The following is a 25,318-nucleotide window of genomic DNA, read 5'->3' as shown; positions in this document are numbered from 1 at the left end:
GTCAGTCCCCCGCCGGCTCGACGAGCTTGCCGATGTTGACGTCGACCCGGATCCACGGCCGCCCGGTGACGAGGTTGCGCAGCAGCAGCGACGGGATCTGCAGGTGGTGCAGCAGGAGGAACGGCAGCGGGTCGTCGCGGTCGAAGACGGCGTCGGTGCCCGCGCGGATCACGCGCAGCCGCTCGCGCGCCGTCGAGGGACGGGACAGCATCCGCCACAGCTCGTGGTAGAGCCAGTACGTGGGGCGGCTGTCGGGGTGCGGCGTCAGCGGCGGTCCCTCGACGTCGGACAGGTAGGCCCGGGCGAGCGCCTCGGCGTCGCGGTGGAACATCGTGATCGCGGAGTGGGTCCGCGGGTTGCACTCGAGCGCGACCAGGCGCCCGTCGGCGGTCTCGATGAAGTCGAACGACACCTGCCCCGTGACGCGCAGCGCGGCGACGAACCGGCGCACCCACTCCTCGATCTCCGGCTTGTCGACCATCGCGTAGTTGAGCTGGAACGCCGACGACTCGCAGCACGCCCACACCTGGACCCGGCCCTCGCGCACTGTCGCGTGCGTGCAGTACTCCCGGCCCGGCACGAGCTCCTGGAGGATCCACGGCGCGTCGTCCGACATCGGCTTCGCCCGGGCGACCTCGGCGGTCGCCGTGGCCGTGGGGCGCGGCAGCGTCGTGAGGTCGAGGCGCGCGACCGGGTCGTACGGGACGCTCTTGAGGATCCACGGGCCGGGGTGGGCGTCGAAGTCGAAGTCCTCGACCTGGGTGGGCTCGGTGACCCGGTGGGTCTCGGGCACGGGCAGCCCGAGGGTGTCGGCGGCCTCGGCGAACCGGTCCTTGTCGTCGAGGATGCGCAGCACCTGGGGGTCGGGGTGCAGCACCTCGCAGAACTCGGCGAGCACCGGCTTGGCCTGCGCGTCGTGCCAGCTGGCGGCGGGGCTGCACACCGGCACCCAGACGTCGACCCCCTCCGCGACGACGACGTCGCGCAGCGCGGTGACGTAGCCCGGCGCGCCCGGCTCGGGGACGACGTGGAACGCGTCGACGGCGCGGGAGAACCGGTGGCCGGTGAACCGGTACTTCGCGGACTCCACCATCACCACGCGGTGCCCGGCGGCGTGGAACGCCCGCGCCAGCGCGAGCGCCTTGGTCATCTTCCCGCCGGTGAGCAGGACGGTCCGGGGCTCGGCGGCGTGCGCACGCGGCGGCGGCGCCACGGCCGAGCGGGCCAGTGCCGCCGCCGTCACCGCCGCCGTCACCGGCAGCGGGACGGTGAGCAGCGCCAGCGCTCCCAGGGTCTTCGGGGCGTGGACGGCCACGCGCCGCAGGCGGTCACGCAGCACGGCGGATCAGGGTCAGGCCGTCGCGCAGCGGGACGACCACCTGCTCGACGCGCGGGTCGGCGGCCACCGTCGCGTTGAAGTCCGCGATGGCCCGTCCGTTCGCCCCCGGCTCGTCGGTGCGCCACGGCTCGCCCTGCATCAGGGTGTTGTCGACGCAGATCAGGCCGCCCGGGGCGAGGAGGCCGTCCTCGAGCAGGGTCGCGACGTAGCCCGCGTAGCCGGCCTTGTCGGCGTCGACGAAGACGAGGTCGAACGTCTCCCCGGCCGCGGCGAGCGCGGCGAGGGAGCGCTGGGCCGGGCCGACCTCGACGGTGATGCGCCCGCCCGCGGGCGAGGCGGCGAACGACCGCAGGGCGCGCTCGGCGACCTCGCGGTCGAGCTCGCAGGCGACGAGCCGACCGTCGGCGGGCAGCGCCTCGGCCATGGCCAGCGCCGAGTAGCCGGTGAACAGCCCGATCTCGAGCACCCGGCGGGCCCCGGTGGCTCCCACCAGCATCTTCAGCGCCTGGCCCTCGACGTGCCCGGAGAGCATCTCCTGCTCGAGGAACACGGCGTCCGGGTCGCGGGCGGACCAGTCGTGGGCGCGGGTGTCCGCGGCGAGCGCGGCCAGCGCGGCGGACTCGGGTGTCGTGACGTCCTCGAGGTACGGGTCGAGCCCGCCCGCGAGCTCGCGGGCCCGGCGCAGCTCGTCGCGCACGCCGTCGGGGACACCGGCGACGCCGTCGAGCCCGTCGGCGACCCGGTCCAGGGCCTGGGCGATGAGGCCGACGGGGGTGACCGGGCGGGGGGTCTGGCGGGGCGGCGCGTTCATCGCCGGAACGTGTCCACGCCGGCGCCCTCGCGGGTGAAGCCGCGGCACAGCTCGCGGTGGGCGTCGAGCGTCTCGGCGAGCTCGCCGGCGTCGAGGTCGTTGACGAAGTGGGTCGTCCCGATCGGCCGGGGGACCGCGGCGCGGAGCTTCCCGTCGCGGGTCTGCAGGATCGAGTCGGTCGCCTTCGCCAGCAGTTCGGGGGTGAGCAGCGGGCTGTCGAGCGAGAGGCCGAGCCGGTTCATCAGCCCGAGGACGCGGTCCCGGGCGCCCTCGGTGATGTAGCCGCGGCGCTGCGCGAGCGTGGTCGACAGCGCCATGTCGACGCTGATCGCGTGGCCGTGGAAGAACGGCTCGTCGCCGGAGAGCTCGAGCGTCGGGCTCCACGTGTGGCCGAAGGCGATGACGCGGTCGAGGTCGAGCTCCTGGAGGTTGGGCACCTCGAGACGCAGCATCGTCTCGATCGCGTCCCACGTGAGCCGGTCGGTGACCTCGCGCAGCTCCGGGGAGCCCTCGAGGTGGCCGAACCGCGTCTCCAGCAGGTCCTCGCCGTACTTCTCGAGCAGCTCGAAGATGCCCTCGTTGCCGACGACCGCGATCTTGATCAGCTCTGCCATCCCGTTGCGGACCTGCTCGATCGGCAGCGTCGCGAGGAAGGAGAAGTCGAGGAACACCTGCTGCGAGGCGTGGAAAGCGCCGAGGCGGTTCTTCGCCTTCCCGTGGTTGACCGCCACCTTGATCGCGACGCTCGCGTCGACGAGCCCGATCAGCGTGGTCGGGATGCGGATGTAGTTGGTCGCGCGCCGGAAGATCGAGCAGGCGAAGCCGGCGACGTCGGTGGTCAGGCCGCCGCCGACGACGAGCACGGGCTCGGTGCGGACCAGCCCGAAGTCACCGAAGGCGTCGATGATGCGCTCCGCGGTGCGCATGGTCTTGTCGGCCTCGTCGATCGCGATCGGGAAGACCGTGAGGTCGATCCCGTGGTGGTCGAAGTACGCCCGCATCGCGTCGCCGTGGAGCTCGGCGACGGTCGCGTCGACCACCGCGAGGCACCGCCCGTACGGGCGGTAGGCGTCGGCCAGCCCCGTGTTCGCGGGGGAGAACACCCCGGCGGTGACGACGAGCGAGTAGTCGATCTTCTGGTAGCCCTCGACGTGGAACGCGTGGTCGGTCGTCGTGAGGGTCGGCTCGGCGGTCATGGGTCTCCCGTCTCAGGGCTGGTCGCCCGAATCCCGGGCGCGTGCGAGCAGCACGCGCCGCGAACGGGCGTGCGGGATCCGGCCGCCGTGTCCCGGACGGCTGGTGAAGGTAGGGGCGGGGGGCGGCCTGGTCAGGCGGCCAGGGCGGAGACCTCGTCGGCGGTCAGCTCGTCGACGCGGCGGGCGGCGCCGGGAAACTCGGAGCCGGTGGTGTTCTCGTTCGGGAAGGCCAGGACGGTGACGCCCGCGGCGGCGGCTGCGCGGACCCCGTCGCGGTTGTCCTCGACGGCGACGGCCTTCGCGGGATCCTCGCCGAGGGCCTGCAGGGCGAAGGTGTAGGCGGCGGGGTCGGGCTTGGGCGTCTCGACCTGGTCGACGGCCACGACGACGTCGAAGTCGTCGGCGCTGACGGCCGGACCGAGGGCGTCGATCACCGCGAGCACGTTGTCGCGCGACGTCGTGGTCACGAAGCCCATCTTCCAGCCGTTCGTCTTGGCGGTCTGCAGGGTGTCCAGGAAGCCGGGACGGGGCGCCACCCCGCCCGAGCGCAGCTTCTCGCGGAAGCGCTGCGACTTCGTGGCGTGCACCGCGGCGGCGTCGACGTCCTCGCCGCGGCGGCGGGCCTCCTCGGCGATGCGCGCCTCGCCGCCTGCGCTGTCCAGGCGGGACCGGTAGTCGTCGCGGTCCCAGTGCCAGTCCAGCCCGTGCTCGGCGAAGGCGGTGTTGAAGGCCTCGCGCTGGATCTCGGACGTGTCAGCGACGCTGCTGATCGAGCCGAACAGGAGTGCGGTCACCAGGGAGAGTCCCTTCGTCTCGGGGCGCGAGGTGCCGCGCCGGGAAGCGGGTCCCCGCGGGCGGACGCCCGAAACGCTCTCCTGCTCGGCTGTGACGTGGAACGGTCAAGGGCACCCGGACGACATCCGCACCCGCCACCAGCCCGCGAGCCGCCCGACGGGACCGAGCACCGGGCGGACGGCCCATCGGACGCAGCCCGGCTCGCCGAGATCCGCGGAGGTGACGACCGCCCCGCGGTGGGCGGCCGGGTCGGCCAGCATCCCGGCGAGGCGAGCGTGCGCGGCGGCGATCGCCCGGGTGCGGTCGGCGGCGGCCCGCTCGACGACGCCGACGCGCTCGACGAGGTCATCGCGGACGCGCTCGAGCTCGCCGAGGTCGAGGACGCGGGGCCCGGGCACGGGCGCCGGCCCGCCCGACGAGGGCCCGGCGGCGGCCAGGCGGTGCTCGAGACGGGCGATCTGGGCGCGCAGCTGGGCGCGCGCGGCGTGCTCGTCGGGCGCCGCGACCGGGCGCGGCGAGGTGACGGGGCGTTCGTGGGCGATCGTCATGGCGGCACCTCCCGACCCGCGACGGTAGAAGCTCACCGGCCCGAGAGGAACCGCCCCGCGTGCCACACCGCCTCCTCGGTCTCGAGCGGCGGCGCGCCGGGGACCTCGACGGCCCAGACCAGCACGCGCCGGGCGCGGTGCGGGTCGAGAGCGCGGGGCGGGTCGGCGAACAGGGGCGCGAGGACGCGCTGGTGATCGGCGACGACGACGGTGCCCGGGCTCACGGCGCGCGCCCGCCGCCCGCGGCCGAGGAGCTCGCCGTCCGCGGCGGTCCGCAGCACGGGCGGCCCGTCGACGCGGGCCGCGTCCACCGCGGTCACGGTCACACCGCTCGTCACGGCCACGGCGAGCAGCGCGTCCGCCACGGCCCCGGCCGGGACGAGGCGCCCGGCCATGGCGGCCGCCCGTGCCGCGGCGTCGGGCCGCAGCAGCGTGGCGTCCGGGTCGAGCCCGACCTGGCGGGCGAACGCCCGGGCCGCGTCGTGCGTGGCGGGGCGCCCGCCCGGGGTCAGGGCCTCGCGGGGCCGGTAGTCGTCCGAGAGCCGTCGCAGCCGGTCACGGCCGGCGTCCGCGGACCGCCGGGCGACGTCGACGCACACCCACCAGAGGCCGAGGTCGCCGTACTCGGCGAGCAGCTCCGGCGCGACGGCGCCGGGCTGCGGCGCGGTCTCCGTGGCGGGCACCGGCCCATGGTGGGGCCCGTCAGGCCGTCTCGGGAGCGGGCAGGGCCTGCTGGATCGTGCGCAGCTCTTGCGCGACCGTCACGAGGCCGTCGGCGTTCACACGCCGCAGTTCGTCGAGCACCTGCTCGAGCAGGGTGTTGGTGGTCTCCAGGGCCTCGCGCAGGGGCGCGGTGCCGGCGATGTCGCCGAGCATGGGGTACCTCCTCCGATGTACTAGGTACCGACCGTACCTGATACCTCGGGAAGGGGCGGTCAGCTGCCGAGGATGCGCCGCTTCTGCTCGTCGAACTCCTCCTGGGTCAGGACGCCCTGGCTCTTGAGCTCGCCGAGCTGCCGGAGCTGGTCGATCATGTCGTCCGGCGGCGGGGCCTGGGGTGGGGCCGCGTACTGGGGCGGCGGTGCGTACTGGGGTTCCGGGGGTGGCGCGTACTGCGGTGGCGGGGCGTACTGCGCCTCCTCCGCCGCCCAGCGGCCCGCCTGCCGGCGGGAGACGCGGTTCGACACGGCGGTCGCCGTGCCAGCCACGAGGGCGGTGCGGGCGAGGCCTCGCAGCAGTCCGGGCATGTCACTCCTCCGTCAGGTGTGCTGGACCGTGTTCTCGAGCGAGGCCACCACGTCGTCGACGGGGATGCGCCCGCCCGCGACGAGCTGCGCGCCGCTGCGGCGCAGGGCGCCGGCGAGGGGAGCGGCCCACACGTTCTCGTAGACCAGGACCGCGGCGGTCGTGCCCGGCTCGATCACGGTGCCGGCCTCGGCGACGTCCTCGTCGCCCAGGAGGCCCGAGGAGGCGCCGTGGAAGACGGTGAGGTCGAGGGCGCCGTCGCCGTCGAGGTCGGCCAGCTCGAGGCCCGACACCGAGCCGTCCTCGCCCTTGCCGACGAAGACCAGGTCGAGGATGCGGATCAGGCCGCGGTCCACCAGGTCGATCAGCAGGGGCATCCCCTCGCCCGTCGCCGTGCCGGGCGGGAACTCGATGATCAGGTAGTCGATCGGCCCCGTGTCGGGTCCTGGCTCGCTCATGTCGGCCGCCTTCCGCGCCGTCGTGGGGTGGCGCGCTGGGCATCGTTTCCTCGGAAGCACCCCGGCGGCCTCGCCCGGCGAGGGTGAGCGGTGGGCCGCCTGGGCACCCGACCCGTCGTGACCGACCGGAGCTTCACCCTGCGCGGGGTCGTCGTCCGCCGCGGCGGGCGCGCGGTGCTCGACGGCGTGGACGTCGAGATCCCGCCCGACGGCGTCACGGCGCTGTGGGGGCCGTCCGGGGCCGGCAAGACGACCCTGCTGCGCCTGCTCAACCGCCTGGACGTCCCCGACGAGGGCACCGTCTCCTACGGCGGGACCCCGCTCGACGACCTCGACCCGCTGCGCCTGCGTCGCCGCGTCGGCATGGTCTTCCAGCGCGCGACGCCGTTCGCCGGCACCGTGCGCGACAACCTCGCGGTGGCCGCCCCGGACGCCGGGGACGACGCCGTCCGGGCGGTGCTCGCGCGCGTGTCCCTCGACGCCGACCTGCTCGACCGCGACGCCGAGACGCTCTCCGGCGGCGAGCTGCAGCGGATGTGCCTGGCGCGCACCTTGATCGTCGAACCCGAGGCGCTGCTGCTCGACGAGCCGACCTCGGCGCTCGACGAGGAGCCGCGGCGGGTGTTCGAGCGCTCGGTCACCGACCTCGCCCGCGATGGCATCACCGTGGTGTGGGTGGGGCACGACGAGGCGCAGGTGGGCCGCGTCGCCGACCGCGTGCTGGACGTCTCCGGCGGAGCCGTGACGCCGGGGACGGTCCCGGGTGGTGATCGGCGGTGACCGTCAGCCTGCCCGGCCTCGCCGTCTCCCTGCTGCTCGTCGGCGTTGCGGCGGGCGTCTCCCTGGCCTGGCGGCTGGGTCTCGAGCTCTCGATCCTCTGGGCCGCGCTGCGCGCGCTCGTCCAGCTCCTGCTCGTCGGCGGGGTCCTCGTGCTGCTCCTGGCGCCGGGCCGGTCGCTGTGGTGGTCGTGGCTGTGGGTGGCGGCGATGATCGCCTACGCGGGCTGGACGGCCCGGCAGCGCGCCCCCGAGGTGCCCCGTCTGCTGCCCGTCGCGGCGGTCTCCTTCCTCGCCGCGAGCGCGGTCACGATGGCGGTGATCTTCGGACTCGGGGTGCTCGAGCTCTCGGCGCGCACGCTCGTCCCGATCGCGGGGCTGATCATCGGGAACGCGATGACCGCGACCGTCCTCGTGGGGCGGCGCCTCGTCGGGGAGCTGCAGGACAAGCGCGACGAGGTCGAGGCGCGGCTCGCGCTGGGCCAGCCGTCGTCGGAGGCCTCGCGGCCGTACCTGCGGGCGGCCCTGCGCTCGGCGCTGACCCCGCAGATCGAGACGACGAAGGCCACGGGGCTCGTGTTCCTCCCCGGCGCCATGACCGGGCTGATCCTCGCCGGCGTCGACCCCGTCTCGGCGGTCCTGGTCCAGGCGGTCGTGATGTTCCTCGTCCTGGCGGCGGCCGCGACCACGACGACCGTCGTCTCCCTCGGCGTCGTGCGGCGGCTCTTCACCCCGGACCACCGGCTGGTCGTACCGACGCGGTCGGGGGGTTGAGCGGGGTTCAGCGGGCCTGAGCGGCGGGCGACTGCGCGCAGACCCCTGTCCCCGCGGTTACTGGCTGGTATCCCTCGCCAGGCGAGGGATACCAGCCAGTAACGGCACCTCGAGCGACGCGCGGTCATCCGTCGCGTGATCACGGGAGCGCTGTGCGTGGAGCGGCGCGCGGGGCGCCTGTCGCGTGATCACGGGAGCGCTGTGCACCCGCGTCGAAGCGCGGAGGTGCACAGCGCGCTCGTGATCTCCATGCGCGCGCTCCCGGCGACCCGCCGGTGACGGTCGCGACCACCCGGTCCGGGCTCGGTCCCTCCACACGACTTCCGGGGACGATCAGACCCCCGGCGGCGCGAGGCGCGCGTGCATCATCGCGTCGCGAGGCTCGCCGTCGATCAGCAGGCGACCGCGCAGGAGACCCTCCGGGAGGAAGTCGGCGCGCACGGCGAGGGCGCGGCTGCCGACGTTGTCGGGCTCGATCTGGAGCTCGAGGCGGTGGGCGAGCTGCTGGGAGAACGCCCAGCTCGCGAGGGTGTCGAGCGCGTCGGCGCCGAGGCCGCGCCGCCGGGCCCACGGGGCGACCCAGTAGCCGACCTCGCCGACGCCGCGCTCGACGTGCAGCAGGGTCGTGCTGCCCGCGAGCTCGCCGGTGGTGAGGTCGTCGACGGCGAACGCCGCCCCGCCCCGGGCCCGGGCGTCCGGGACGCGGTGGGCGAGGAACTCCTCGGCGTCGGCGGGCCCGTAGGGCGACGGGACCGTCGTCCAGCGCTGGATCTCGGGGTCCTGGCATGCCGCCTCGATCGCCGGCGCGTCCTCGGCGCGCCACGGTCGCAGCCGCGTCCGCAGCCCGAGGAGGGTCGGCAGCTCGTCGCCCATGATCGTGGTTGCTTTCCTGATGTCTGACGCCGGCGTGGCCGCCACGCTGACACCCCGCGGCGTGTCGTCCTGGCGAGCATGTGGCGATCCTGGCCTCAGACGCCAGGAAAGCCGCATTGCTCGAACACCCGGCGAGCCTCAGCCCTGGCGGTAGGTCTCGAGGAAGGTGCCGATGCGGGTGATGGCGTCGTCGAGGGTGTCGGCGTGGGGGAGGGTGAGGATGCGGAAGTGGTCGGGGGTCGGCCAGTTGAAGCCGGTGCCCTGCACGACCTGGATCTTCTCCTCGCGCAGGAGGTCGAGCACGAACTGCTCGTCGTCCTTGATCGGGTAGACGTCCGGGTCGAGGCGCGGGAAGGCGTAGAGCGCGCCGCGCGGCTTCACGCACGACACGCCGGGAATCGCGTTGAGCCCCTTCCAGGCGCGGTCGCGCTGCTCGTAGAGCCGCCCGCCGGGGGCGGTGAGGTCGCCGATCGTCTGGCGCCCGCCGAGCGCGGCCTGGATCGCGTACTGCGCCGGGGTGTTCGCGCACAGGCGCATCGAGGCCAGCATCGCGAGGCCCTCGAGGTAGTCGCGCGCGTGCTGGCGCGGGCCGGTGACCACGAGCCAGCCGGAGCGGAAGCCGGCGACGCGGTGGGTCTTCGAGAGCCCCGAGAAGGTCAGGACGACGAGGTCCGGCGCCAGCGACGCGATGTCGTGGTGCACGGCGTCGTCGTAGAGGACCTGGTCGTAGATCTCGTCGGCCATCACCATCAGCCCGTGGCGGCGGGCGAGGTCGAGCAGGCCGGTGAGGACCTCCTCCGAGTACACCGCCCCGGTCGGGTTGTTGGGGTTGATGATGACGAGCGCCTTGGTGCGGTCGGTGATCTTCGCGGCGACGTCGTCGAGGTCGGGGAACCAGTCGGCCGACTCGTCGCAGCGGTAGTGCACGGCGCGCCCGCCGGCGAGCGTCGCGACGGCGGTCCAGAGCGGGTAGTCCGGCGCCGGGACGAGGACCTCGTCGCCGTCCTCGACCAGCGCCTGCACGGCCATCGAGATCAGCTCGGAGACCCCGTTGCCGAGGAAGACGTCGTCGACGTCGACCTCGAGCCCCCGCGCCTGGTAGCGCTGCGCGACGGCTCGGCGCGCGGGCAGCACGCCCCGCGAGTCGGTGTAGCCGTGCGCCTGGGGAAGCATCCGGATCATGTCCTGGACGATCTCCTCGGGCGCCTCGAAGTCGAAGAGCGCGGGGTTGCCGGTGTTGAGCCGCAGGACGCTGTGTCCTGCCTCCTCCAACAGGTTCGCCTGCTCGACCACCGGACCGCGGATCTCGTAACAGACGTCGCGGAGCTTGTTCGACTGCCGGAACTCCACTGGCACTACCTCTCACACACGCTCGTCCCTGAGCCCTGACACGACACCGTGCCGTGTCCCGGTCTACCAAACGAGGACGTGTGACCGGTCCCTCCGGTTGTTCAACTATCCGGTTGAATATTGAGTCCTAGAGCGATACCGTCCACTTCATGACAGTGATCCTGGTGGCGACGATGTCGCTCGACGGCTTCATCGCCCGCCCCGACGACTCGGTGGGACCGATCTTCGACTGGTTCTCGGCCGGCGAGGTCGACGTGCACGCGGGCGACGAGCAGCGCCCCTTCCGCACGGGGAAGGAGAGCGCGGACTGGATGCGCGAGCACTGGGGGCGCGTCCGGTCCGGCGTCATCGGGCGCCACCTCTTCGACCACACGAACGGCTGGGAGGGCCGCCCGCCGGCCGGGGACCACGTCGTCGTCCTGACCCACACCGTGCCCACCGACTGGGCGCACTACGGCACCGCGCCCTTCACGTTCGTCACCGAGGGCATCGAGCGGGCGGTCGCGGCGGCGCAGGACCTCGCCGGGGACGGCGACGTCACCGTGACCGCGGGCGACATCGGGGGGCAGGCCCTGGCCGCCGGTTTGATCGACGAGGTCGAGATCGATCTCGCCCCGGTGGTGCTCGGGCGCGGCAAGCGCTTCTTCGGCGAGGACGCCGCGGAGACCGTGCTGGAGGACCCGTACCTCGTCGTGCCCGGCCGGCGCGTCACGCACTTCCGGTACCGCGTCCGGCGCTGAGCGCGCATTGCGTCGCGCCCCAAAGTGTGTGCACTATGCGGGCCAGTGCTCACGCTGATCCGGGCACCTGCGAAGGAGCGCGCCGATGCGGACCCTCACCCCTCTCGCGTGGCCGGACGTGCCGGCGGCGCCACCCCGGACGATGACCGCGGTCGTGTTCGACGAGTTCGGTCCGCCCGAGGTGCTGCACCCGGCGCCCGTCGACACTCCGGTTCCGGGCGCGGGTGAGGTGCTCGTGCGGGTCGCCGCGGTGTGCGTCGGGCGCTTCCTCGACGTCGCGCTGCGCGCCGGGCGCCACCCGGTCAAGCCCGCGCTGCCCCACGTCCCCGGCGTCGAGCACGCCGGGACCGTGGCGGCCGTCGGCGAGGGCGTGAGCGCGATCGAGGTCGGCCAGCACGTCGCGGTCTGGCCCGTGCTCGGCTGCGGGGAGTGCGAGCACTGCGGCGTCGGTCGGTCGGAGGCCTGCGCGCGGCTGCGGATCGCCGGCGTGCACGCCCACGGCGCCTACGCCGAGTACACCGTCGTGCCCACGGCCGCGGTCTGGCCGATCCCGGCGGGCAGCGACCTCGACCCCGCGACCGCCGCCGGCGTGGCCCTCGCGGGACCGGTCGCGATGAACCAGCTGCGCCAGGCCGGCCTGCGCCCGGGCGACTGGGTGCTGGTGCAGGGCGCGGCCTCGGCGCTCGGCGCCACGACCGCGGAGCTCGCGCGCCACCTCGGCGCCCGCGTCATCGGCACGTCCCGTGCGGCCTGGAAGCGCGAGCGCCTGACCGAACGGGGCCTCGACGCGGTCCTGGACCCGACCGACCCGGGCTTCGTCGACGAGGTGCGCACGCTGACCGGCGGTGCGGGGATCGCGGTGGCCGTCGACGACCTCGGCGAGCCGGACATCTTCGCCCGCACCACCGACGTCCTCGCGCCGTGCGGCGCGCTCGTCTCCTCGGGTGCCTTCCTGGGCGGACGGGTGCCGCTGGACCTCGCACGGCTGTACACACTCAACCAGCGCGTCCTGGGCGTCCGCACGGGCAATGCGGCCAGCGCCCGCGCGCTGTGGGAGGAGGTCGGGCGGGGGTTCCGGCCGGTGGTCGACCGGTCCTTCCCGCTGGCCGAGGCGGCCGCGGCCCACCGGTTCCTCGAGGCCGACGAGAACATGGGGCGGGTCGTGCTCACCCTCCCCACCGACTGAGACGGGACGGGGACGCGTGCGCGAGGCGGAGTGGGCGCTGGTCACCCATCACCAGGGTGACGTGGCGAAGGCGGAGGTCGGGGTACTCGCCGGCGGCGTGGTCCGGCGAGCACCCGACGAGCTGGCCGGGCGCTCGATGCTCGAGGTGCTGGGGGAGTGGGGGACGCTCGCGCCGCTGCTGCGCGGACTCGACCCCGGCGGGCTGGCGCCCGTCGAGGGGGCCGTCGTGCTGGCCCCGTTGCGGTACCCGCCGAAGGTGCTCTGCGCGGGCGCGAACTACTACGCGCACCTCGCGGAGATGGGGGTCCCGCGGCCGTCCGGGCCGGTGGCGCCGTACTTCTTCTTCAAGCCGCCGACGACCTCGGTGATCGGGCCGGACGAGGCGATCGTGCTGCCCCGGCGGGCCGGCCGGAAGATCGACTGGGAGGTCGAGCTGGGCGCGGTGATCGGGCGCCGGTGCGTCGACGTCCCGGTCGAGCGCGCGCTCGACGTCGTCGCCGGGTGGACCGTGGTCAACGACGTGTCCGCCCGCGACCTGCTCGACCGCGCCGACCCGGTCGCGCCGCCGTTCGGGCACGACTGGGTGGGCGCCAAGGCGGGCGACACCTTCTGCCCGCTGGGCCCGGGGATCGTGCCCTCGTGGCTGGTCGACGACCCGCAGGCGGTGGCCCTGCGGCTGACCGTCAACGGCGTCGTCAAGCAGGACTCGACCGCAGCGGACATGGTCACCCCGATCGCCGAGCTGATCGCCGGGGCGAGCCGCGCGGTCACTCTCGAACCCGGTGACGTCATCGCCACCGGCACGCCCGCGGGGGTCGGCTTCCCGCGCGGCGACTTCCTGGCCCCGGGCGACGAGGTCGTCGCCGAGATCGAGGGGGTCGGCGCCCTGCGCAACCCCGTCACCGAACGAGAGGACCGGTCATGAGTGCGGTGAACGTCTCGAAGCTCGGCTACGTCGGCTTCGAGACCCCCGACGTCGAGCGCCTCGTGGAGTACTACACCCGGGTGCTGGACTTCGTGCTCGTCGAGGGCGACGACCGCGGCGCGTTCCTCACCACCGGGGTCGACCACCACTGCGTCGTCGTGACGAAGGGCGGGACGCGGGCCCGGCAGGTCGTGGGGTACGAGATCTCCGACGACCTGGACACCGCGGCGGAGCTCCTCAAGGAGTCCGGGTACGTCACGCAGCGGCGCAGCGACATCGGGCCGGGCACGCCGGACGTGCTCGTGCTCGAGGAGCCGGGCACCGGCGTGCCGCTGCACCTGATCACGGCCCAGGACCCCAGCGGCGTCGCGGGGTTCACCCCGCTGCGCCCGACCAAGCTGGGCCACGTCGCGGCCTACACCCCGGAGCTGGCCCCGATGCAGTCCTTCTACCAGGACCTGCTCGGCTTCAAGTGGTCGGACACCGTCGGCGACTTCTTCGTGTTCCTGCGCTGCAACGCCGACCACCACGCCGCCAACTTCATGGCCAGCCAGAAGTACTCGGGAATGCACCACATCGCCTACGAGATGCGCGACCCGAACCACCTGATCTCGATGCTCGACCACCTCGCCCAGCACGACTACCGGCTGCACTGGGGCCCGGGGCGTCACGGGCCGGGGCACAACCTGTTCACCTACCACCGCGACCCGGACGGCAACGTCATCGAGCTGTTCACGCAGATCGACGTCGTGCACGACGAGGCGAAGGGCTTCTGGGAGCCGCGCCCGTGGCACGAGGAGTTCCCGATGGGCCCGCGGACCTGGGAGGTCGACATGGCGACCGTGAACCAGTGGGGCCCGATCGACCCGCCGTCACTGGACCACTGATCGCTACGCGCCGTCGAGCAGGGCGAGGGCCGCGTCGACGCACGGCGTCCCGTGGCCGGGGGCGTGGCCCTCGACCACGCGTCGGGCGGTGCCCGCGAGGTGGGCGGACATCTCGGTGACGGCGGCCCGCGCGTCGCCGTCGCGCACGGCGTCGAAGATCGCCTGGTGCTCGCGCTGGCGGGCGGCGAAGTCGTGGCGGTGCTGCGCCTGGTCGATGCGCACGTAGCGCTCGCTCTGCTCGGCGTAGGAGTTGATCGTGCGCAGGACCGTCGCGCCGCAGTGGCCCACCATCAATCGGTGGAAGCCGCGGTGCGCGACCGTCCAGCTCGCCATGTCGCCCGCCCGGTAGGTGCGCTCCATCTCGCGGAACGCGGCGGTCGCGCTGCGCATCTCGTCGCGACTCAGCCCGCCGGCGGTGATCCGCGCCCCGAGCGACTCGAGCGTGACGCGCGCGGCGTAGAGCGAGTCGAGGGCCTCGGCGTCGAGCCCGAGCACGCGGCTGCGCTGGTTGGGCTCGGCCGAGATGAGCCCCTCCTCCTGGAGCATCCGGAACGCCTCGCGCAGCGGCGTGCGGGAGACCGCCAGCACGCGGGCGAGCTCGGCCTGCTTGAGCTGCGTGTCGGGCGGGAGGTCGCCCGAGATGATCAGGTCCCGCAGGTAGGCGTGGACGCTGACGCTGGTCTGGCGGGGGTCGGCGATGCGCAGCCCCTCGCGGCCACCGAGGATCTCGCCGATCGACACGCCGGGAAGTGTATGCACGCCGGTCACGCTGCGCACTCGGCGAGGGCCCGTGTCACGTGGTGACGGGCTCCCCGGCGGAGGCGGCCGGTGCCTCGCTCGCCATGGCCGCGAACAGCGGCGCGAGGTCGATGTGGATGCGCAGCGAGGTCACCTTGCCCTCGGCGTCGCGGTCGAGGATGGACACGCACGGCAGCGGCACGTGGGCGCCGCCCTTCGTGGTGTAGTGCGTCGTCACCTCGAGGATGACGGTGTTGCCCTCGTTCTCGTCCCACCGGTGGTGCACCTCGTGGCGCATCCCGCCGATCATCCCGAAGAAGCCCTCGAAGGCGTCGTGGATGGCGGCGAGGCCCCGGGTCGGCGGCTGGTTCCCGAAGATCACTTCCGCGTCCTCGGCGTGGCGGGCGACGAACGGCTCCAGACGCAGGGCGTCGACGTCGGCGTAGTAGTCGGTGATCCAGTCGGACACAGGGGCTCCTCTGATCGGTCAGACGGAAGCGCCGGCGGCGATCTTGCGCACGGCGTCGAGCGTGGCCGCGACCGCGGCGCGGTACATGCCGGTCATCCGGTCGGCGTGGGCCTGCTCGCCGGCCGACCCGCCGGCCTCGCCGGCGACGACCAGCGCGAAGCTGAAGCGCAGGGTGAGTGTGTCCGGGGTGTCGCCCTCGATCTCGTTGGCGATCGTGCCGAGCACCGGCCCGGCGAGGCGGGTGAACACGACCCGGTGCGGGTGCTCGAGGGTGATCCGTTCGGTGAACCGCTCGCCCTGGAGCACGATGTCGCGGTCGAAGACCGTGTCGCCGTACCGCTCGGTCACGGTGCAGTCGGTGATCGCGGGGACGAACGGCAGCGCGTTCTCGGCCTTGCGTACGAGCCCACCCCACAGGGCGTCGCGGGTGATCAGCGGCTCGCCCGGGGAGTTCACGGGCAGCGCGTGCGTCACGAAGATCATGGGCGGATGCCCTCCGGGAGCAGCTGGGGCTGGGGTGCCTGGGTCTGGGGGCGCTGAGGTTGTGTCAGCGGCTTCTGCGTGGGTCCGAGCCACATGTCGATCGAGCCGGGCTCGGCGGGGTCGAAGAAGCGCGGCCGCCACGCGGCCTCGTCGGTGATGCGCCGGACGCCGTACGAGTACTCGTAGGTCAGGCCCTCGGGGCCGAGGAAGTACAGGAAGATCGCGCCGGACTGCGGGTGCCGGCCCGGGCCCATCTCGATGACGACGTCGCGGGCCTGCAGGAAGTGCCAGTTGCGGAAGACGTCGTCGATCTCGGCGACCTGGAAGTTCATGTGGCACAGGCCCGGCTCGTCGCCCCGGAAGACCGCGAGCTTGTGGTGGACCTCGTCGATGCGCATGAGGCACGCCGCGTCGCCGATCCAGTCCGAGGCGCGGGCGTTGAACGTCGTCGACCAGAACCGGTGGGCCTCGGCGACGTCGGGGGCGTCGAGGCAGAGGTGGCCGAACTCGGTGATCCCCGCGCCCCGCCCGTACGTGACGGGCCGCCCGAGGACCTGCTGGCCGCACACCAGCTCGATGCGGTTGCCGAACGGGTCGTCGAACCCGACGACCTCGCCCACCCGACGCGAGCGGGCGTCGGCCGCGGACCCGCGCCACACCCGGAAGCCCCGCGTCTCCAGCTCCGTCTCGGCGAGGGCGAGCGCCCCCGGGTCGGCGACGGTGAACGCCGACGCGATGACGCCGGACGCGCCCTCGACGAGGGCCAGGCAGTGATGCCGCGCGTCGGCGCGCAGGTGGGCGACCCCCGGCTCGCCGCCGTCGACCAGCTCCAGGCCGACGACGTCGGTGGCGAAGCGCACCGCGCCGGCCAGGTCGCGCGCGCCGGAGCGCACGTAGGCGATGTCCGTCAGCTCGATCACGCCGCGGCTCCCGGGTCGTCGGTGTCCCTGCGGTTCGTACCCACAGTGGATACAGTTCAGCCCGGTGTCAATGGCCCGTTCACCGGCGACGTCGTGTACCGGATGATTGACGGTCCCGCGTCAAAGTGCGCACACTCCGGCGATGGGCACCGACGCTCCGACGAGTCGGTGTGGGTCACCGGCCAGAACATCTCGATCGACGGCGGGGTGACGGCGGGCTTCCGCTGATCTCGCCGGGCGCGCCGGAGCGCGCCGTTCCCCGGGATCGTGGGCCGGAGATGCACCGGAGACCGGAGCAGTCGCCCGGAGTGCTGGACACGGACGGGTGACGAGCGCTAACGACAGGGATCTCCCGGCGATGAGCGGTCGACACCGGACCACGTCGGGGGAGACGAGAACGATGACCCTGCTTGCCCAGCCCCACCAGGCACCTGCCGCCGCCGTCGCGCGGCCCGCGACCGCCGAAGCGCGCACGCTGCTCAGGACGGTGACCTACCTCGTCGTCGGCGGGGCGCTGGTGCTCCTCGGCGTCCTCCTGGCGCCGACCTCGACGGTCACCACCGTCGTGCCGTCCGTCCCCACGACGTCGAGCCCCGCGATGGGCGACTACGACACGACGGGCGGGCTGGTCTGGACGCTCTACCGACAGGCGGGCGGCTCGCTCACCCCGTGACCTCCGGCGAATGCTTCGGGAACCGAAGCATCCGGCGCACTGGTGCGGGGCACACCCCCGGAACCCACGATCCGCGGGGTCGACGAGCACGCCGGGCCGGCATGCACGCGATGGCACGCTGTCGATGTCGACCGGGCTCGCGCGGCCCGAGACGACCGTGCGCTGACGGTCAGGACCGGTAGCAGTACGAGTCCGACGAGGCGTCCCCGCCCTGGAGCCGCACCTGGTGCACCCGACGGCCACGGAACTCGTCGCCGTGCGGGAAGAACCGGGGGTCCGGGGTGAGGCCGCCGTCCGGTCCGACGTCGAGCTTCGCCATCCAGGCGCCCACGCCGTCGGGGTAGAACTGGTCGTCCCACGCGCCGTAGAGCGAGTTCGTGACGAAGACGCGGCGGCCGTCGCGGCTCACCTCGACCATCTGCGGGCCGCCGGCCAGGGGCTCGTCCGGCCGGGCCGGGTGCGGGCGGCGCGCGACGATCCCGCCGAGGCGCACCGAGCCGACCTCGCGGGGGTGCGCCGGGTCGCTGACGTCGAACTGCTTGAGCTCCCCGGTGCCCCAGCACGAGACGTAGAGGAAGCGGTCGTCGACCGAGAGGTCGATGTCCGTGACCAGCGGCGGGACCGCGCCGAAGGGCTGCAGGGCGGGCGGGAGCAGCGAGGCGTCCGCGGGCTCGGCGGGGATCGTGATGACCTTGTCGACCTGCCACGGACCGGCGGGGTCCGCGCGGTGCCACCGCCACACGGACGCCGAGAGGTCGGCCGTCGAGATGACCACCCCGACGTAGCCCCAGGTCGCCTCGGGGTCGTGCGACGGGCGGATCTCGAGCACCATCTGCTGCTCGGCGCCGAGGTCGACGCTCTGCTGGTGGACGCCCTTCGCGAGGTCCCAGAAGTGCAGGCAGTGCCCGTACCGCCCGCCGAGGAGGGCCTCCGGGACCAGCCCGTTCTCGATCATCGACGGGCTGCCCCACTCGCTGGAGACGAGCACGTTCTGGTTGAGGTGCCACCAGGCGTCGTAGTGGAGGTGCTGGGGGCCGCGGTCGGTCTCCCACGGGCCGACGACGTCGAACGTGCCGTGGTCGAGCAGCGCGATCCCCCCGGGGCCGTCGGGGTCGTCGAGCGGGCCGCCGACGCAGGTCAGGAACACGCCGTCGGGTCCGCAGTGCAGGGTGTGCGGGCGCGAGTAGCCGGCCTTCGAGGAAAGCTCGGCCGCGCTGATCGTCTTCACGAGGGTGGGCGAGCGCGGGTCGGGGTGGGTGTCGAGGACGTGCACGTCCGACGACCGCAGGCCCGGGACCAGCAGGTAGCGCCGTGACAGCCCGTTCATGTCGTGACCCTCGTGCTGCAGCGCGCTGCTGCAGGCGTTCCAGCCGAAGTGGTGCAGCTCGGCACCCGCCGGCAGCTCGGCCCACCCGACGACGCTCCCGTAGCGCTCGGAGCGCGCGTTCACGTCGACCACGGCCATGGCGTCGGGCTGCGCGCCGGCCCGGTCGAACGCGGCGACGTACGCGAGCTCCTCCGGGGGCGCGGCCGCGGCCTCGGCGGGCGAGCGGTAGAAGGTCGGGTCGGTGGTCGGCGAGCTCATCAGGACGTCCCCCGGGGTGTCGGCGGTGGAACAGTCCAGCCTCACAGCCGGGCGAAGCAGACGTCAGGCGTCGTCCGGCGTCATCGGGAGGGCCGAACAGCCGCTCACGGGCGGCGGGCCCGCACGATCCAGGTCGCGGAGTCGTAGGTGACGCCGTCGGGGCCCTCGTGCGCGGCGACGTCGGCGCGCAGCGCGGCGAGGATGCGCTCGCGGTCCTCCGCGCGCAGGTCGCCCAGCAGGCCCGCCTGCAGGTCCGCGACGAAGGCGAACGCGTCGTCGGTGTCGGCGCCGTACCACATCGGCGCCCGGTGGGCCGTGAGCGTGACGTCGGCGAAGCCCGCGGCCCCGAGGACCCGGTGCACGCGGGCGGGGTCGGACAGCGACAGCGGGCTCGGGGCGTCGGTCGGCGGGGAGTTCCGGACACCGGCGGCGGCGAGGAACGCGCGCATCCACTCCTGGTGCTCGATGCCCTGCCAGGTCAGCAGGCAGAGCCGCCCGCCGTGGCGCAGGCCGGTGGCGAGGTTCGCGAACGCGGCCACGGGATCGGCGAAGAACATGCTCCCGTGGCGGCTCACGACGACGTCGAGGTCGCCCGGCGGGAACGGGTGGGTCTGGGCGTCGGCCTCGCGGAACACGACGTTTCCGACCCCGGCCTCGACGGCGCGGTGCCGGGCGATGGTGAGCAGGCCGGTGGCGATGTCGACGCCGGTCACCGGGCCGTTGACCGCGGCACGGGCCGCGTCGAGGGAGGTGCGCCCGGCCCCGCAGCCGACGTCGAGGACGGCCTCGGCCGGCGCGATCTCGGCGGCGTCCAGGAAGGCGGTGTGGTGCTCGGCGACGCCCGCGTCGAAGCGGTCGGCCCACGAGGTCCAGATCGCGCCGGTCGCCCCGTTCCAGGCCTCCTGCTGCTCGGCGTTCGCGGTCACGGCAGGGAGTCCGGGAGGCCGAACGCCGCGTGGTGCTCGGCGCCGATGAACGACGTGACGGCCGCGATCCGCTCGCCGCGCAGCGTGAGGACGTCGATCGACCACGGCCGGCACGGGGCGTCGTCGGGCTCCTCGGGCGGACGCCGGTAGGAGGCGACGGCGGGCTGGCCGTTGGCGGTGACGGCGAGGTGGCGCCACGTGCCGCAGTCGCCGGACAGCGGCACCGCCCGCGCGAACGCCGCGACGCGCTCGATCCCGGCGTACCAGTGGCCCATCGGCGGCATGGACCAGGTGACGTCCTCGGTCAGCAGGGCGACGAGCGCGTCGGCGTCCCCCCGTTCCAGGGCCGCGGAGTAGCCGGCGACGACCTCGCGCAGCCGCGCGTCGTCGATCTCGCGCAGCGTGCGCTGCTGGGTGGGGTCGGGCACCTTCTCGCTGACCAGCTTGCGCGCCCGCTGCAGCGCCGAGTTCACCGACGCCGTCGAGGTGTCCATGGTCGTGGCGATCTCGGCCGCCGAGAAGCCGAGCACCTCGAACAGCACGAGCGCCGCGCGCTGGTTGCCGGGCAGGTGCTGCAGCGCCGCGACGAACGCGAGCTCGACGGCCTCGCGCTCCTCGACCCGGGCGCCGGGCTCGTCGGGGTAGGGGCCGAGCCACGCGACTTCGGTGAGCGGGACGTCGCCGGTCACCGGCCGCTCGCTCGCGGGCCCGAGGTCCATCGGCAGGGCGCGGCGGCCGCGGGCGTCGACCTGGTCGAGGCACATGCGGGTGGCCACCGTGTAGAGCCAGGTGCGCAGCGTGCTGCGTCCCTCGAAGCCGGCGAGCTTGCGCCAGGCCCGCACGAGCGTCTCCTGCAGCGCGTCGTCGGCGTCGTGGGCCGAGCCGAGCATGCGGTAGCAGTGGGCGTGCAGCTCCCGGCGCAGCGGCGCGACGAGGCGGCCGAACGCCGCGTCGTCGCCGTCGCGGGCCCGCGCGAGGTCCGCGACGTCGGGGGCGACCGTGGTCTCGCTCACCGGTCCGAGTCTGCCCGACCCTCGCCCCGGCCGGGTCCCTCCTTCTCGAACGCGTCCGACACCTCGTCGAGGAACAGCGAGATCGCCGCCGGCATGGACTCCCGGAACGTCGCGAGCAGGGCCTGCGCGGCGACCGGCTGCAGGGCGCCGACGACGTCGCGGACCTGACCGTGACGGTCCGCCGGGAACCCGTTGCCGGCGTACTCGGCCCACACCGTGCGGCGGAACAGGTCGACGAACCGGGCCGTGATCGCACCGACGTGGGTGGTCAGCTCCTCGCGCATCACCACGAGCGCCTCCACGGGCATCCCGAGGCGCACGGCCTCCGCCCCGGCGCGCACGAGACCGGGGTTCGGGATGCGCACGCGATCGGTGTCGAGCCGCTGGAGCAGGCCCGCCGCGAACAGGGCGTCCCACGTCGGTGCGGTGACCTCCACGCCGAGCCACCCGGGCACCTCGGCGGCGCCCATCTCCAACGCCGGCTCCGGTGCCCACGGCGCGAGCATGTGCAGGTACTGCGAGAGCGCCTCCTCGGCCGACTGTCGCGGGGTCGAGGCGACCAGCCGCTCGATCGCCGCGAGCGCGAAGCCCTGGTCCTGCAGCTGGGTGATCAGGTCGAGGCGGGCGAGGTGCTCGGGGCCGTAGTAGCCGGTGCGGCCCTGCAGGCGCGGGGGCGGGAGCAGGCCGCGGGCGGCGTGCGCGCGGACATTGCGCACGGTCATGCCCGCCCGCCGGGCGAGCACCCCGATGGTCATCGCGTGCCCGGTGTCCACGGACCGCCACCGTAGTGTCCGACGCTCGTTACAGCGCCGGGCGACATATGACACCTGGCGGTGTTTCGTGATGTCCCCGTTGGGTCAATCCGGAGCCGGACAGTATCGTTGCTGTTACTCACGGTTCCCGGTACTGCCGGTTCCGTGTAGTGTCGTGGAGGTGAGCACCGTGAGCGATGCCGAGGGCACCACTCCTGGACGACTGCCCCGTGGGGTGCGTCGTCTGCGCAGGGTCGCCTCCCGATTCACCACACCCCTGCTGCCCGACGACTACCTGTCGCTGATCAACCCGCTGTGGTCGGCGCGGGAGCTGCGGGGCAAGGTCGTCAAGGTCGTGCCCGAGACCGGCGACGCGGTCACCCTCGTCATCAAGCCGGGCTGGGGCTGGTCGTTCGACCACCAGGCCGGGCAGTACGTGGGCATCGCGGTGTCGGTGGACGGCCGCTTCCACTGGCGGTCCTACTCGCTGACCTCGCCACCGCGGAAGGACCAGGGCCACCTGTCGGTGACGGTCAAGGCGATGCCCGAGGGCTTCCTGTCGAAGCACCTCGTGGAGGGCCTCGAGCCCGGCACGATCGTCCGGCTGGCGCCGCCCCGCGGCGAGTTCGTCCTGCCCGACCCGCCGCCCAAGAAGATCCTCTTCCTCACCGGCGGCAGCGGCGTCACGCCGATCATGGCGATGCTGCGCACGCTCGACCGCCGCGGCACGATGCCCGACGTCCTCGTCGCGCACTCGGCCCCCGACGAGGAGAGCCTGATCTTCCGCGAGGAGCTCGACCGGCTCGCGGAGAAGCACGAGAACCTGCGGCTGCACAAGCAGTACACCCGCAGCGACGGTCACCTCGACCTCGAGAACCTCACCGACCTCTGCCCCGACTGGCGCGAGCGCCAGGCCTGGGTGTGCGGGCCGAACACCCTGCTCGACGAGGCCGAGCGCGTCTGGACCGACGCGGGTCTCGAGGAGCAGCTGCACCTGGAGCGCTTCTCGGTCGACCTCGCCGGCGGCGAGACCGAGGGCGGCACGGTCCGCTTCGCGCAGTCCGACGTCGAGGTCGAGATCGACGGCGCGACCACGCTGCTCGAGGCCGGCGAGCAGGCCGGCCTGCAGCTCCCGTTCGGCTGCCGGATGGGCATCTGCCACACCTGCGTCGTCCCGCTGCGCGAAGGCGTCGTGCGCGACCTGCGCGACGGCACCGAGCACAAGGCCGACGGCAGCGGTGGCGCCGACTGGGACGCCATCAAGATCCAGACATGCATCGGCGCCGCCGCCGGCGACGTCGTCCTCGACGTCTAGCCGACGTCCAGCTCGACCCCCGGATCCGACAACGGAGGAACGCCCATGGCCATCGCGGACGTCAAGGAGTTCGCCCACCTCAGCGAAGCCGACGTGGAGGCCCTCGGACGCGAGTTCGACCAGATCCGCGCCGACTTCGAGGAGAAGCTCGGAGACGAGGACGCCGCCTACATCCGGCGCCTCATCACCATCCAGCGGCGGCTGAACGTCGCCGCGCGGGCGATGCTGTTCGGCAGCCACCGGCGCGAGCTGTGGTGGGCCGGTGCCCTGACGCTCTCCGTGGCCAAGATCCTCGAGAACATGGAGATCGGCCACAACGTCATGCACGGCCAGTGGGACTGGATGAACGATCCGGAGGTCCACTCGGCGACGTGGGAGTGGGACAACGTCTGCCCGGCCGACCAGTGGAAGCACTCCCACAACTACCTGCACCACACCTACACGAACGTGATCGGCAAGGACAAGGACGTCGGGTACGAGATCCTGCGCGTCCGGTCCGATCAGCCGTGGCACCCGTACTACCTGACCCAGCCGGTCGTGAACGCCATGCTCATGCTGGCATTCGAGTACGGCGTCTCGCTCCACGACCTCGACATCGACGGCCTCGTCAAGTGGCAGCTCGAGGACCCGGAGGAGTTCAAGCGGAAGTTCCGGGGGATCCTGGTCAAGCAGGCCCGCCAGGTCGGGAAGGACTACATCCTCTTCCCGGCGCTGACCGGCAAGAACTTCGCGCCGACGGCCACCGCGAACCTCACCGCGAACCTCATCCGCAACGTGTGGTCGTACGCGATCATCTTCTGCGGGCACTTCCCGGACGGCGCCGAGGTGTTCACCGAGGAGGAGCTGGAGAACGAGACGCAGGGCGAGTGGTACCTGCGCCAGCTGCTCGGCTCGGCGAACTTCACCGGCAACCGGCTCATGCACGTGATGTCCGGCAGCCTGGGCTACCAGATCGAGCACCACCTGTACCCGGACCTGCCGGCGAACCGGTACCCGGAGATCCAGGAGCGCGTCCGGGCGCTGTGCGAGAAGTACGAGCTGCCCTACACCACGGGGTCGTTCCCGCGGCAGTTCTGGCAGGCCACGCGCTCGATCTGGCGGCTCTCGCTGCCCGCCAAGAAGATGCGCGAGGCGTCGCAGAAGCGCCAGTCGCTCGGGCTCCCGCGCCACCGCGGCGCGGTGCCGTCGACGGGTGACCAGACGCCGCAGACCCCCCAGACCCCGCCGGCGCCGGCCAACACCCCGGGCCACCCGGACCCCTCCGGCGCACCCTCGGCCTAGAGGCTCCCCGGTGTGTCAGCGAAGTGCCGTCACTGTCGCTGAGTGTCCGTGACGGCACTTCGCTGACCTCGCCCCGCGCGGGCCTCGATGACGCGTTCGAGGCCGTCGAGCAGGCAGGTCAGGCCGAAGGTCGTCGTCACGTCGCCCGCGGGGCGGTCCGGCGTCGCCTCCATCGCGGCGAGCATCGCGGGATAGCGGTCGGCCCGTTCGCCGAGCAGGCGCCGCATGAGCGGGTCGTGCTCGTCGTCGACCGTCCACGGGCGCGTGCCGGACGCGGCGGCGGAGTGCACGACGCGCATCTGCCCGAACAGCATCGACGCCGCGTCGAGGCGCTCGGCGGGCTCGAGGCCGGTGCCGGTGAAGATGTCGACGGCCGCCTCGACCCAACCGACCTCGCGCGGGCCCATCAGCCGGTCGCCGACCGTGTTCTGCGGGATCCAGGGGTGGCGGGTCCACACGGCCGACAGTCGGCGGGCGAACTCCTCGGCCCTGGCCCGCCAGGGGCCCGTGAGCACCGGCGGCTCCTCGACCGCCTCGTCGAGCATCACCGCCGTGAGCTCGGGCTTGCCGGACACGTACCGGTAGAGCGCCATCTTGGTCAGGTGCAGCCGCGCCGCGACCTTCTGCATCGACACCGCGTCGAAGCCCTCGGTGTCGGCGACCTCCATGGCGGCCCCGGCGATGTCGGCGAGGCTGACGCCGCGCCGCGGGCCGCGCGCCGGGGGCGGGGCCGGGTGCCAGAGGAGGACGCCGGCGGTGCCGTCCTGGGTCATCGGGCTTCCCTCTTGTCCGCTCTACTGTGTCTCATGTAAACAGTATCTGTCGGACGCAGAGAGCGCCACTTCCGAGGGGGAACCCACCATGCGCAGTCTGTTCGTGAACCTGCAGGTCGCCGACGTCGCCGTCTCCCGCGACTTCTTCGGCAAGCTCGGATTCTCGTTCAACGAGGCGTTCAGCGGGGAGCAGAGCCTCGCGGTGACGATCGCCGACAACATCTCCGTCCTGCTGGCGACGCCCGACCACTTCGCGGAGTTCGTCGTCGGCGACGTCGCGGACGCACAGAAGACCACCGAGGTGCTGCTGGCGCTCTCGGCCGACAGCCGCGAGGAGGTCGACCAGATGGTGTCCACCGCGCTGTCGAACGGCGGTCGGGAGTGGAAGCCGGCCCAGGACCACGGCTTCATGTACGGCGGCAGCTTCGCCGACCCGGACGGCCACGTCTGGGAGGTCGTCTGGATGGACCCGTCGGCGATGGGCTGA

The 25,318-nt window shown here is 73.3% G+C and carries 30 protein-coding genes; 10 read left to right on the top strand and 20 right to left on the bottom strand.

The window, feature by feature from the left end; all coding sequences use genetic code 11:
• Position 1 precedes the first annotated feature (1 nt).
• From QSK03_RS08295 to QSK03_RS08255, 9 genes are all read right to left on the bottom strand, one after another.
• A complete protein-coding gene (locus tag QSK03_RS08295; RefSeq protein WP_285650338.1) occupies positions 2-1,339 on the bottom strand; it encodes an ATP-grasp domain-containing protein in 1,338 nt (445 codons plus the stop codon).
• Positions 1,329-2,150, bottom strand: a complete 822-nt coding sequence (locus QSK03_RS08290; protein WP_285650332.1) for an O-methyltransferase — start codon at positions 2,148-2,150, stop codon at positions 1,329-1,331. Before QSK03_RS08290 ends, QSK03_RS08295 begins: the two co-directional genes overlap by 11 nt.
• Entirely contained in the window at positions 2,147-3,346 is a 1,200-nt protein-coding gene (locus QSK03_RS08285; protein WP_285650329.1) for a sedoheptulose 7-phosphate cyclase, read from the bottom strand. The genes QSK03_RS08290 and QSK03_RS08285 overlap by 4 nt, the downstream gene beginning before the upstream one ends.
• A gap of 131 nt (positions 3,347-3,477) precedes the next feature.
• Positions 3,478-4,140: an HAD-IA family hydrolase gene (locus QSK03_RS08280; RefSeq protein WP_285650327.1), complete on the bottom strand. Its 663-nt coding sequence runs from the start codon at positions 4,138-4,140 to the stop codon at positions 3,478-3,480.
• 105 nt (positions 4,141-4,245) lie between these two features.
• Positions 4,246-4,689 carry a hypothetical protein gene (locus QSK03_RS08275; RefSeq protein ID WP_285650324.1) on the bottom strand — a complete coding sequence of 148 codons (444 nt, stop codon included), beginning with the start codon at positions 4,687-4,689 and terminating at the stop codon, positions 4,246-4,248.
• Between the two features lie 32 nt (positions 4,690-4,721).
• On the bottom strand, positions 4,722-5,372 hold the full coding sequence (locus QSK03_RS08270; protein WP_285650322.1) for a hypothetical protein: 651 nt from the start codon (positions 5,370-5,372) through the stop codon (positions 4,722-4,724).
• A 19-nt stretch (positions 5,373-5,391) separates the two neighbouring features.
• Positions 5,392-5,565: a hypothetical protein gene (locus tag QSK03_RS08265; protein WP_285650320.1), complete on the bottom strand. Its 174-nt coding sequence runs from the start codon at positions 5,563-5,565 to the stop codon at positions 5,392-5,394.
• Positions 5,566-5,624: 59 nt separating this feature from the next.
• A complete protein-coding gene (locus tag QSK03_RS08260; RefSeq protein WP_285650317.1) occupies positions 5,625-5,936 on the bottom strand; it encodes an SHOCT domain-containing protein in 312 nt (103 codons plus the stop codon).
• Positions 5,937-5,948: 12 nt separating this feature from the next.
• Positions 5,949-6,392 carry a DUF6325 family protein gene (locus QSK03_RS08255; protein WP_285650314.1) on the bottom strand — a complete coding sequence of 148 codons (444 nt, stop codon included), beginning with the start codon at positions 6,390-6,392 and terminating at the stop codon, positions 5,949-5,951.
• Between the two features lie 117 nt (positions 6,393-6,509).
• On the opposite strand from QSK03_RS08255, the gene QSK03_RS08250 reads away from it, so the two are divergent.
• On the top strand, positions 6,510-7,172 hold the full coding sequence (locus QSK03_RS08250; RefSeq protein WP_285650311.1) for an ATP-binding cassette domain-containing protein: 663 nt from the start codon (positions 6,510-6,512) through the stop codon (positions 7,170-7,172).
• Positions 7,169-7,942 carry an ABC transporter permease gene (locus QSK03_RS08245; protein ID WP_285650308.1) on the top strand — a complete coding sequence of 258 codons (774 nt, stop codon included), beginning with the start codon at positions 7,169-7,171 and terminating at the stop codon, positions 7,940-7,942. Before QSK03_RS08250 ends, QSK03_RS08245 begins: the two co-directional genes overlap by 4 nt.
• A 333-nt stretch (positions 7,943-8,275) precedes the next feature.
• On the opposite strand, the gene QSK03_RS08240 is transcribed toward QSK03_RS08245, so the two are convergent.
• Together QSK03_RS08240 and QSK03_RS08235 are read right to left on the bottom strand one after the other, a co-directional pair.
• Positions 8,276-8,815, bottom strand: coding sequence for a GNAT family N-acetyltransferase (locus QSK03_RS08240; RefSeq protein ID WP_285650305.1), 540 nt, complete (start codon positions 8,813-8,815; stop codon positions 8,276-8,278).
• A 138-nt stretch (positions 8,816-8,953) separates the two neighbouring features.
• Entirely contained in the window at positions 8,954-10,165 is a 1,212-nt protein-coding gene (locus QSK03_RS08235; RefSeq protein ID WP_285650304.1) for a pyridoxal phosphate-dependent aminotransferase, read from the bottom strand.
• A gap of 149 nt (positions 10,166-10,314) precedes the next feature.
• Here QSK03_RS08235 and QSK03_RS08230 point away from each other — a divergent pair, with 149 nt between their 5' ends.
• The 4 genes from QSK03_RS08230 to QSK03_RS08215 all read left to right on the top strand — a co-directional run bounded on the left by QSK03_RS08230 (position 10,315) and on the right by QSK03_RS08215 (position 13,903).
• A complete protein-coding gene (locus QSK03_RS08230; protein WP_285650302.1) occupies positions 10,315-10,905 on the top strand; it encodes a dihydrofolate reductase family protein in 591 nt (196 codons plus the stop codon).
• 85 nt (positions 10,906-10,990) lie between these two features.
• Positions 10,991-12,091, top strand: coding sequence for a quinone oxidoreductase family protein (locus QSK03_RS08225; protein ID WP_285650301.1), 1,101 nt, complete (start codon positions 10,991-10,993; stop codon positions 12,089-12,091).
• 16 nt (positions 12,092-12,107) lie between these two features.
• Positions 12,108-13,016, top strand: coding sequence for a fumarylacetoacetate hydrolase family protein (locus tag QSK03_RS08220; RefSeq protein WP_285650298.1), 909 nt, complete (start codon positions 12,108-12,110; stop codon positions 13,014-13,016).
• Positions 13,013-13,903, top strand: a complete 891-nt coding sequence (locus QSK03_RS08215) for a VOC family protein (RefSeq protein WP_285650295.1) — start codon at positions 13,013-13,015, stop codon at positions 13,901-13,903. The genes QSK03_RS08220 and QSK03_RS08215 overlap by 4 nt, the downstream gene beginning before the upstream one ends.
• A 3-nt stretch (positions 13,904-13,906) precedes the next feature.
• Here the strand turns inward: QSK03_RS08215 and QSK03_RS08210 are convergent, their stop codons facing one another.
• Genes QSK03_RS08210 through QSK03_RS08195 form a run of 4 tightly spaced genes read right to left on the bottom strand, consistent with a single transcriptional unit; the run spans position 13,907 to position 16,513 of the window.
• A complete protein-coding gene (locus tag QSK03_RS08210) occupies positions 13,907-14,644 on the bottom strand; it encodes a GntR family transcriptional regulator (protein WP_285650293.1) in 738 nt (245 codons plus the stop codon).
• 52 nt (positions 14,645-14,696) lie between these two features.
• On the bottom strand, positions 14,697-15,110 hold the full coding sequence (locus tag QSK03_RS08205; protein ID WP_285650291.1) for a nuclear transport factor 2 family protein: 414 nt from the start codon (positions 15,108-15,110) through the stop codon (positions 14,697-14,699).
• 18 nt (positions 15,111-15,128) lie between these two features.
• A complete protein-coding gene (locus tag QSK03_RS08200; protein ID WP_285650289.1) occupies positions 15,129-15,593 on the bottom strand; it encodes an SRPBCC family protein in 465 nt (154 codons plus the stop codon).
• Entirely contained in the window at positions 15,590-16,513 is a 924-nt protein-coding gene (locus QSK03_RS08195) for a VOC family protein (RefSeq protein ID WP_285650287.1), read from the bottom strand. The genes QSK03_RS08200 and QSK03_RS08195 overlap by 4 nt, the downstream gene beginning before the upstream one ends.
• A gap of 400 nt (positions 16,514-16,913) precedes the next feature.
• Here QSK03_RS08195 and QSK03_RS08190 point away from each other — a divergent pair, with 400 nt between their 5' ends.
• Complete coding sequence (locus QSK03_RS08190; protein WP_285650284.1) at positions 16,914-17,186, top strand: hypothetical protein; 273 nt, start codon at positions 16,914-16,916, stop codon at positions 17,184-17,186.
• 169 nt (positions 17,187-17,355) lie between these two features.
• On the opposite strand, the gene QSK03_RS08185 is transcribed toward QSK03_RS08190, so the two are convergent.
• The 4 genes from QSK03_RS08185 to QSK03_RS08170 form a co-directional block, all read right to left on the bottom strand.
• The gene (locus QSK03_RS08185) at positions 17,356-18,771 is read right to left on the bottom strand and encodes a selenium-binding protein SBP56-related protein (RefSeq protein ID WP_285650281.1); all 1,416 of its coding nucleotides are present in this window, start codon (positions 18,769-18,771) and stop codon (positions 17,356-17,358) included.
• 104 nt (positions 18,772-18,875) lie between these two features.
• A complete protein-coding gene (locus tag QSK03_RS08180; protein ID WP_285650278.1) occupies positions 18,876-19,697 on the bottom strand; it encodes a class I SAM-dependent methyltransferase in 822 nt (273 codons plus the stop codon).
• Positions 19,694-20,710: a sigma-70 family RNA polymerase sigma factor gene (locus QSK03_RS08175; RefSeq protein ID WP_285650275.1), complete on the bottom strand. Its 1,017-nt coding sequence runs from the start codon at positions 20,708-20,710 to the stop codon at positions 19,694-19,696. The genes QSK03_RS08180 and QSK03_RS08175 overlap by 4 nt, the downstream gene beginning before the upstream one ends.
• Positions 20,707-21,483, bottom strand: a complete 777-nt coding sequence (locus tag QSK03_RS08170) for a MerR family transcriptional regulator (protein ID WP_285650273.1) — start codon at positions 21,481-21,483, stop codon at positions 20,707-20,709. Before QSK03_RS08170 ends, QSK03_RS08175 begins: the two co-directional genes overlap by 4 nt.
• Positions 21,484-21,652: 169 nt before the next feature.
• On the opposite strand from QSK03_RS08170, the gene QSK03_RS08165 reads away from it, so the two are divergent.
• Together QSK03_RS08165 and QSK03_RS08160 are read left to right on the top strand one after the other, a co-directional pair.
• Positions 21,653-22,777, top strand: coding sequence for a ferredoxin reductase (locus QSK03_RS08165; protein WP_285650271.1), 1,125 nt, complete (start codon positions 21,653-21,655; stop codon positions 22,775-22,777).
• A gap of 45 nt (positions 22,778-22,822) precedes the next feature.
• A complete protein-coding gene (locus QSK03_RS08160; RefSeq protein WP_285650268.1) occupies positions 22,823-24,058 on the top strand; it encodes a fatty acid desaturase family protein in 1,236 nt (411 codons plus the stop codon).
• A gap of 29 nt (positions 24,059-24,087) precedes the next feature.
• Here QSK03_RS08160 and QSK03_RS08155 read toward each other — a convergent pair whose 3' ends face one another.
• Entirely contained in the window at positions 24,088-24,831 is a 744-nt protein-coding gene (locus tag QSK03_RS08155) for a TetR/AcrR family transcriptional regulator (protein ID WP_285650267.1), read from the bottom strand.
• An 88-nt stretch (positions 24,832-24,919) separates the two neighbouring features.
• Here QSK03_RS08155 and QSK03_RS08150 point away from each other — a divergent pair, with 88 nt between their 5' ends.
• Positions 24,920-25,318 carry a VOC family protein gene (locus tag QSK03_RS08150; RefSeq protein WP_285650264.1) on the top strand — a complete coding sequence of 133 codons (399 nt, stop codon included), beginning with the start codon at positions 24,920-24,922 and terminating at the stop codon, positions 25,316-25,318.

Source organism: Actinomycetospora sp. NBRC 106375, from assembly GCF_030269665.1.
In the GTDB taxonomy this organism is placed as follows: domain Bacteria; phylum Actinomycetota; class Actinomycetes; order Mycobacteriales; family Pseudonocardiaceae; genus Actinomycetospora.
This window is presented reverse-complemented; position numbering and strand designations above follow the sequence as displayed.

Excerpts from the sequence above, each read along its gene's own strand:
- QSK03_RS08155 (WP_285650267.1), bottom strand. The coding sequence starts at position 24,831 with ATGACCCAGGACGGCACCGCCGGCGTCCTCCTCTGGCACCCGGCCCCG.
- QSK03_RS08275 (WP_285650324.1), bottom strand. The coding sequence starts at position 4,689 with ATGACGATCGCCCACGAACGCCCCGTCACCTCGCCGCGCCCGGTCGCG.
- QSK03_RS08240 (WP_285650305.1), bottom strand. The coding sequence starts at position 8,815 with ATGGGCGACGAGCTGCCGACCCTCCTCGGGCTGCGGACGCGGCTGCGA.
- QSK03_RS08160 (WP_285650268.1), top strand. The coding sequence starts at position 22,823 with ATGGCCATCGCGGACGTCAAGGAGTTCGCCCACCTCAGCGAAGCCGAC.
- QSK03_RS08185 (WP_285650281.1), bottom strand. The coding sequence starts at position 18,771 with ATGAGCTCGCCGACCACCGACCCGACCTTCTACCGCTCGCCCGCCGAG.
- QSK03_RS08260 (WP_285650317.1), bottom strand. The coding sequence starts at position 5,936 with ATGCCCGGACTGCTGCGAGGCCTCGCCCGCACCGCCCTCGTGGCTGGC.
- QSK03_RS08265 (WP_285650320.1), bottom strand. The coding sequence starts at position 5,565 with ATGCTCGGCGACATCGCCGGCACCGCGCCCCTGCGCGAGGCCCTGGAG.
- QSK03_RS08285 (WP_285650329.1), bottom strand. The coding sequence starts at position 3,346 with ATGACCGCCGAGCCGACCCTCACGACGACCGACCACGCGTTCCACGTC.
- QSK03_RS08230 (WP_285650302.1), top strand. The coding sequence starts at position 10,315 with ATGACAGTGATCCTGGTGGCGACGATGTCGCTCGACGGCTTCATCGCC.
- QSK03_RS08225 (WP_285650301.1), top strand. The coding sequence starts at position 10,991 with ATGCGGACCCTCACCCCTCTCGCGTGGCCGGACGTGCCGGCGGCGCCA.
- QSK03_RS08290 (WP_285650332.1), bottom strand. The coding sequence starts at position 2,150 with ATGAACGCGCCGCCCCGCCAGACCCCCCGCCCGGTCACCCCCGTCGGC.
- QSK03_RS08150 (WP_285650264.1), top strand. The coding sequence starts at position 24,920 with ATGCGCAGTCTGTTCGTGAACCTGCAGGTCGCCGACGTCGCCGTCTCC.
- QSK03_RS08215 (WP_285650295.1), top strand. The coding sequence starts at position 13,013 with ATGAGTGCGGTGAACGTCTCGAAGCTCGGCTACGTCGGCTTCGAGACC.
- QSK03_RS08190 (WP_285650284.1), top strand. The coding sequence starts at position 16,914 with ATGACCCTGCTTGCCCAGCCCCACCAGGCACCTGCCGCCGCCGTCGCG.
- QSK03_RS08200 (WP_285650289.1), bottom strand. The coding sequence starts at position 15,593 with ATGATCTTCGTGACGCACGCGCTGCCCGTGAACTCCCCGGGCGAGCCG.
- QSK03_RS08255 (WP_285650314.1), bottom strand. The coding sequence starts at position 6,392 with ATGAGCGAGCCAGGACCCGACACGGGGCCGATCGACTACCTGATCATC.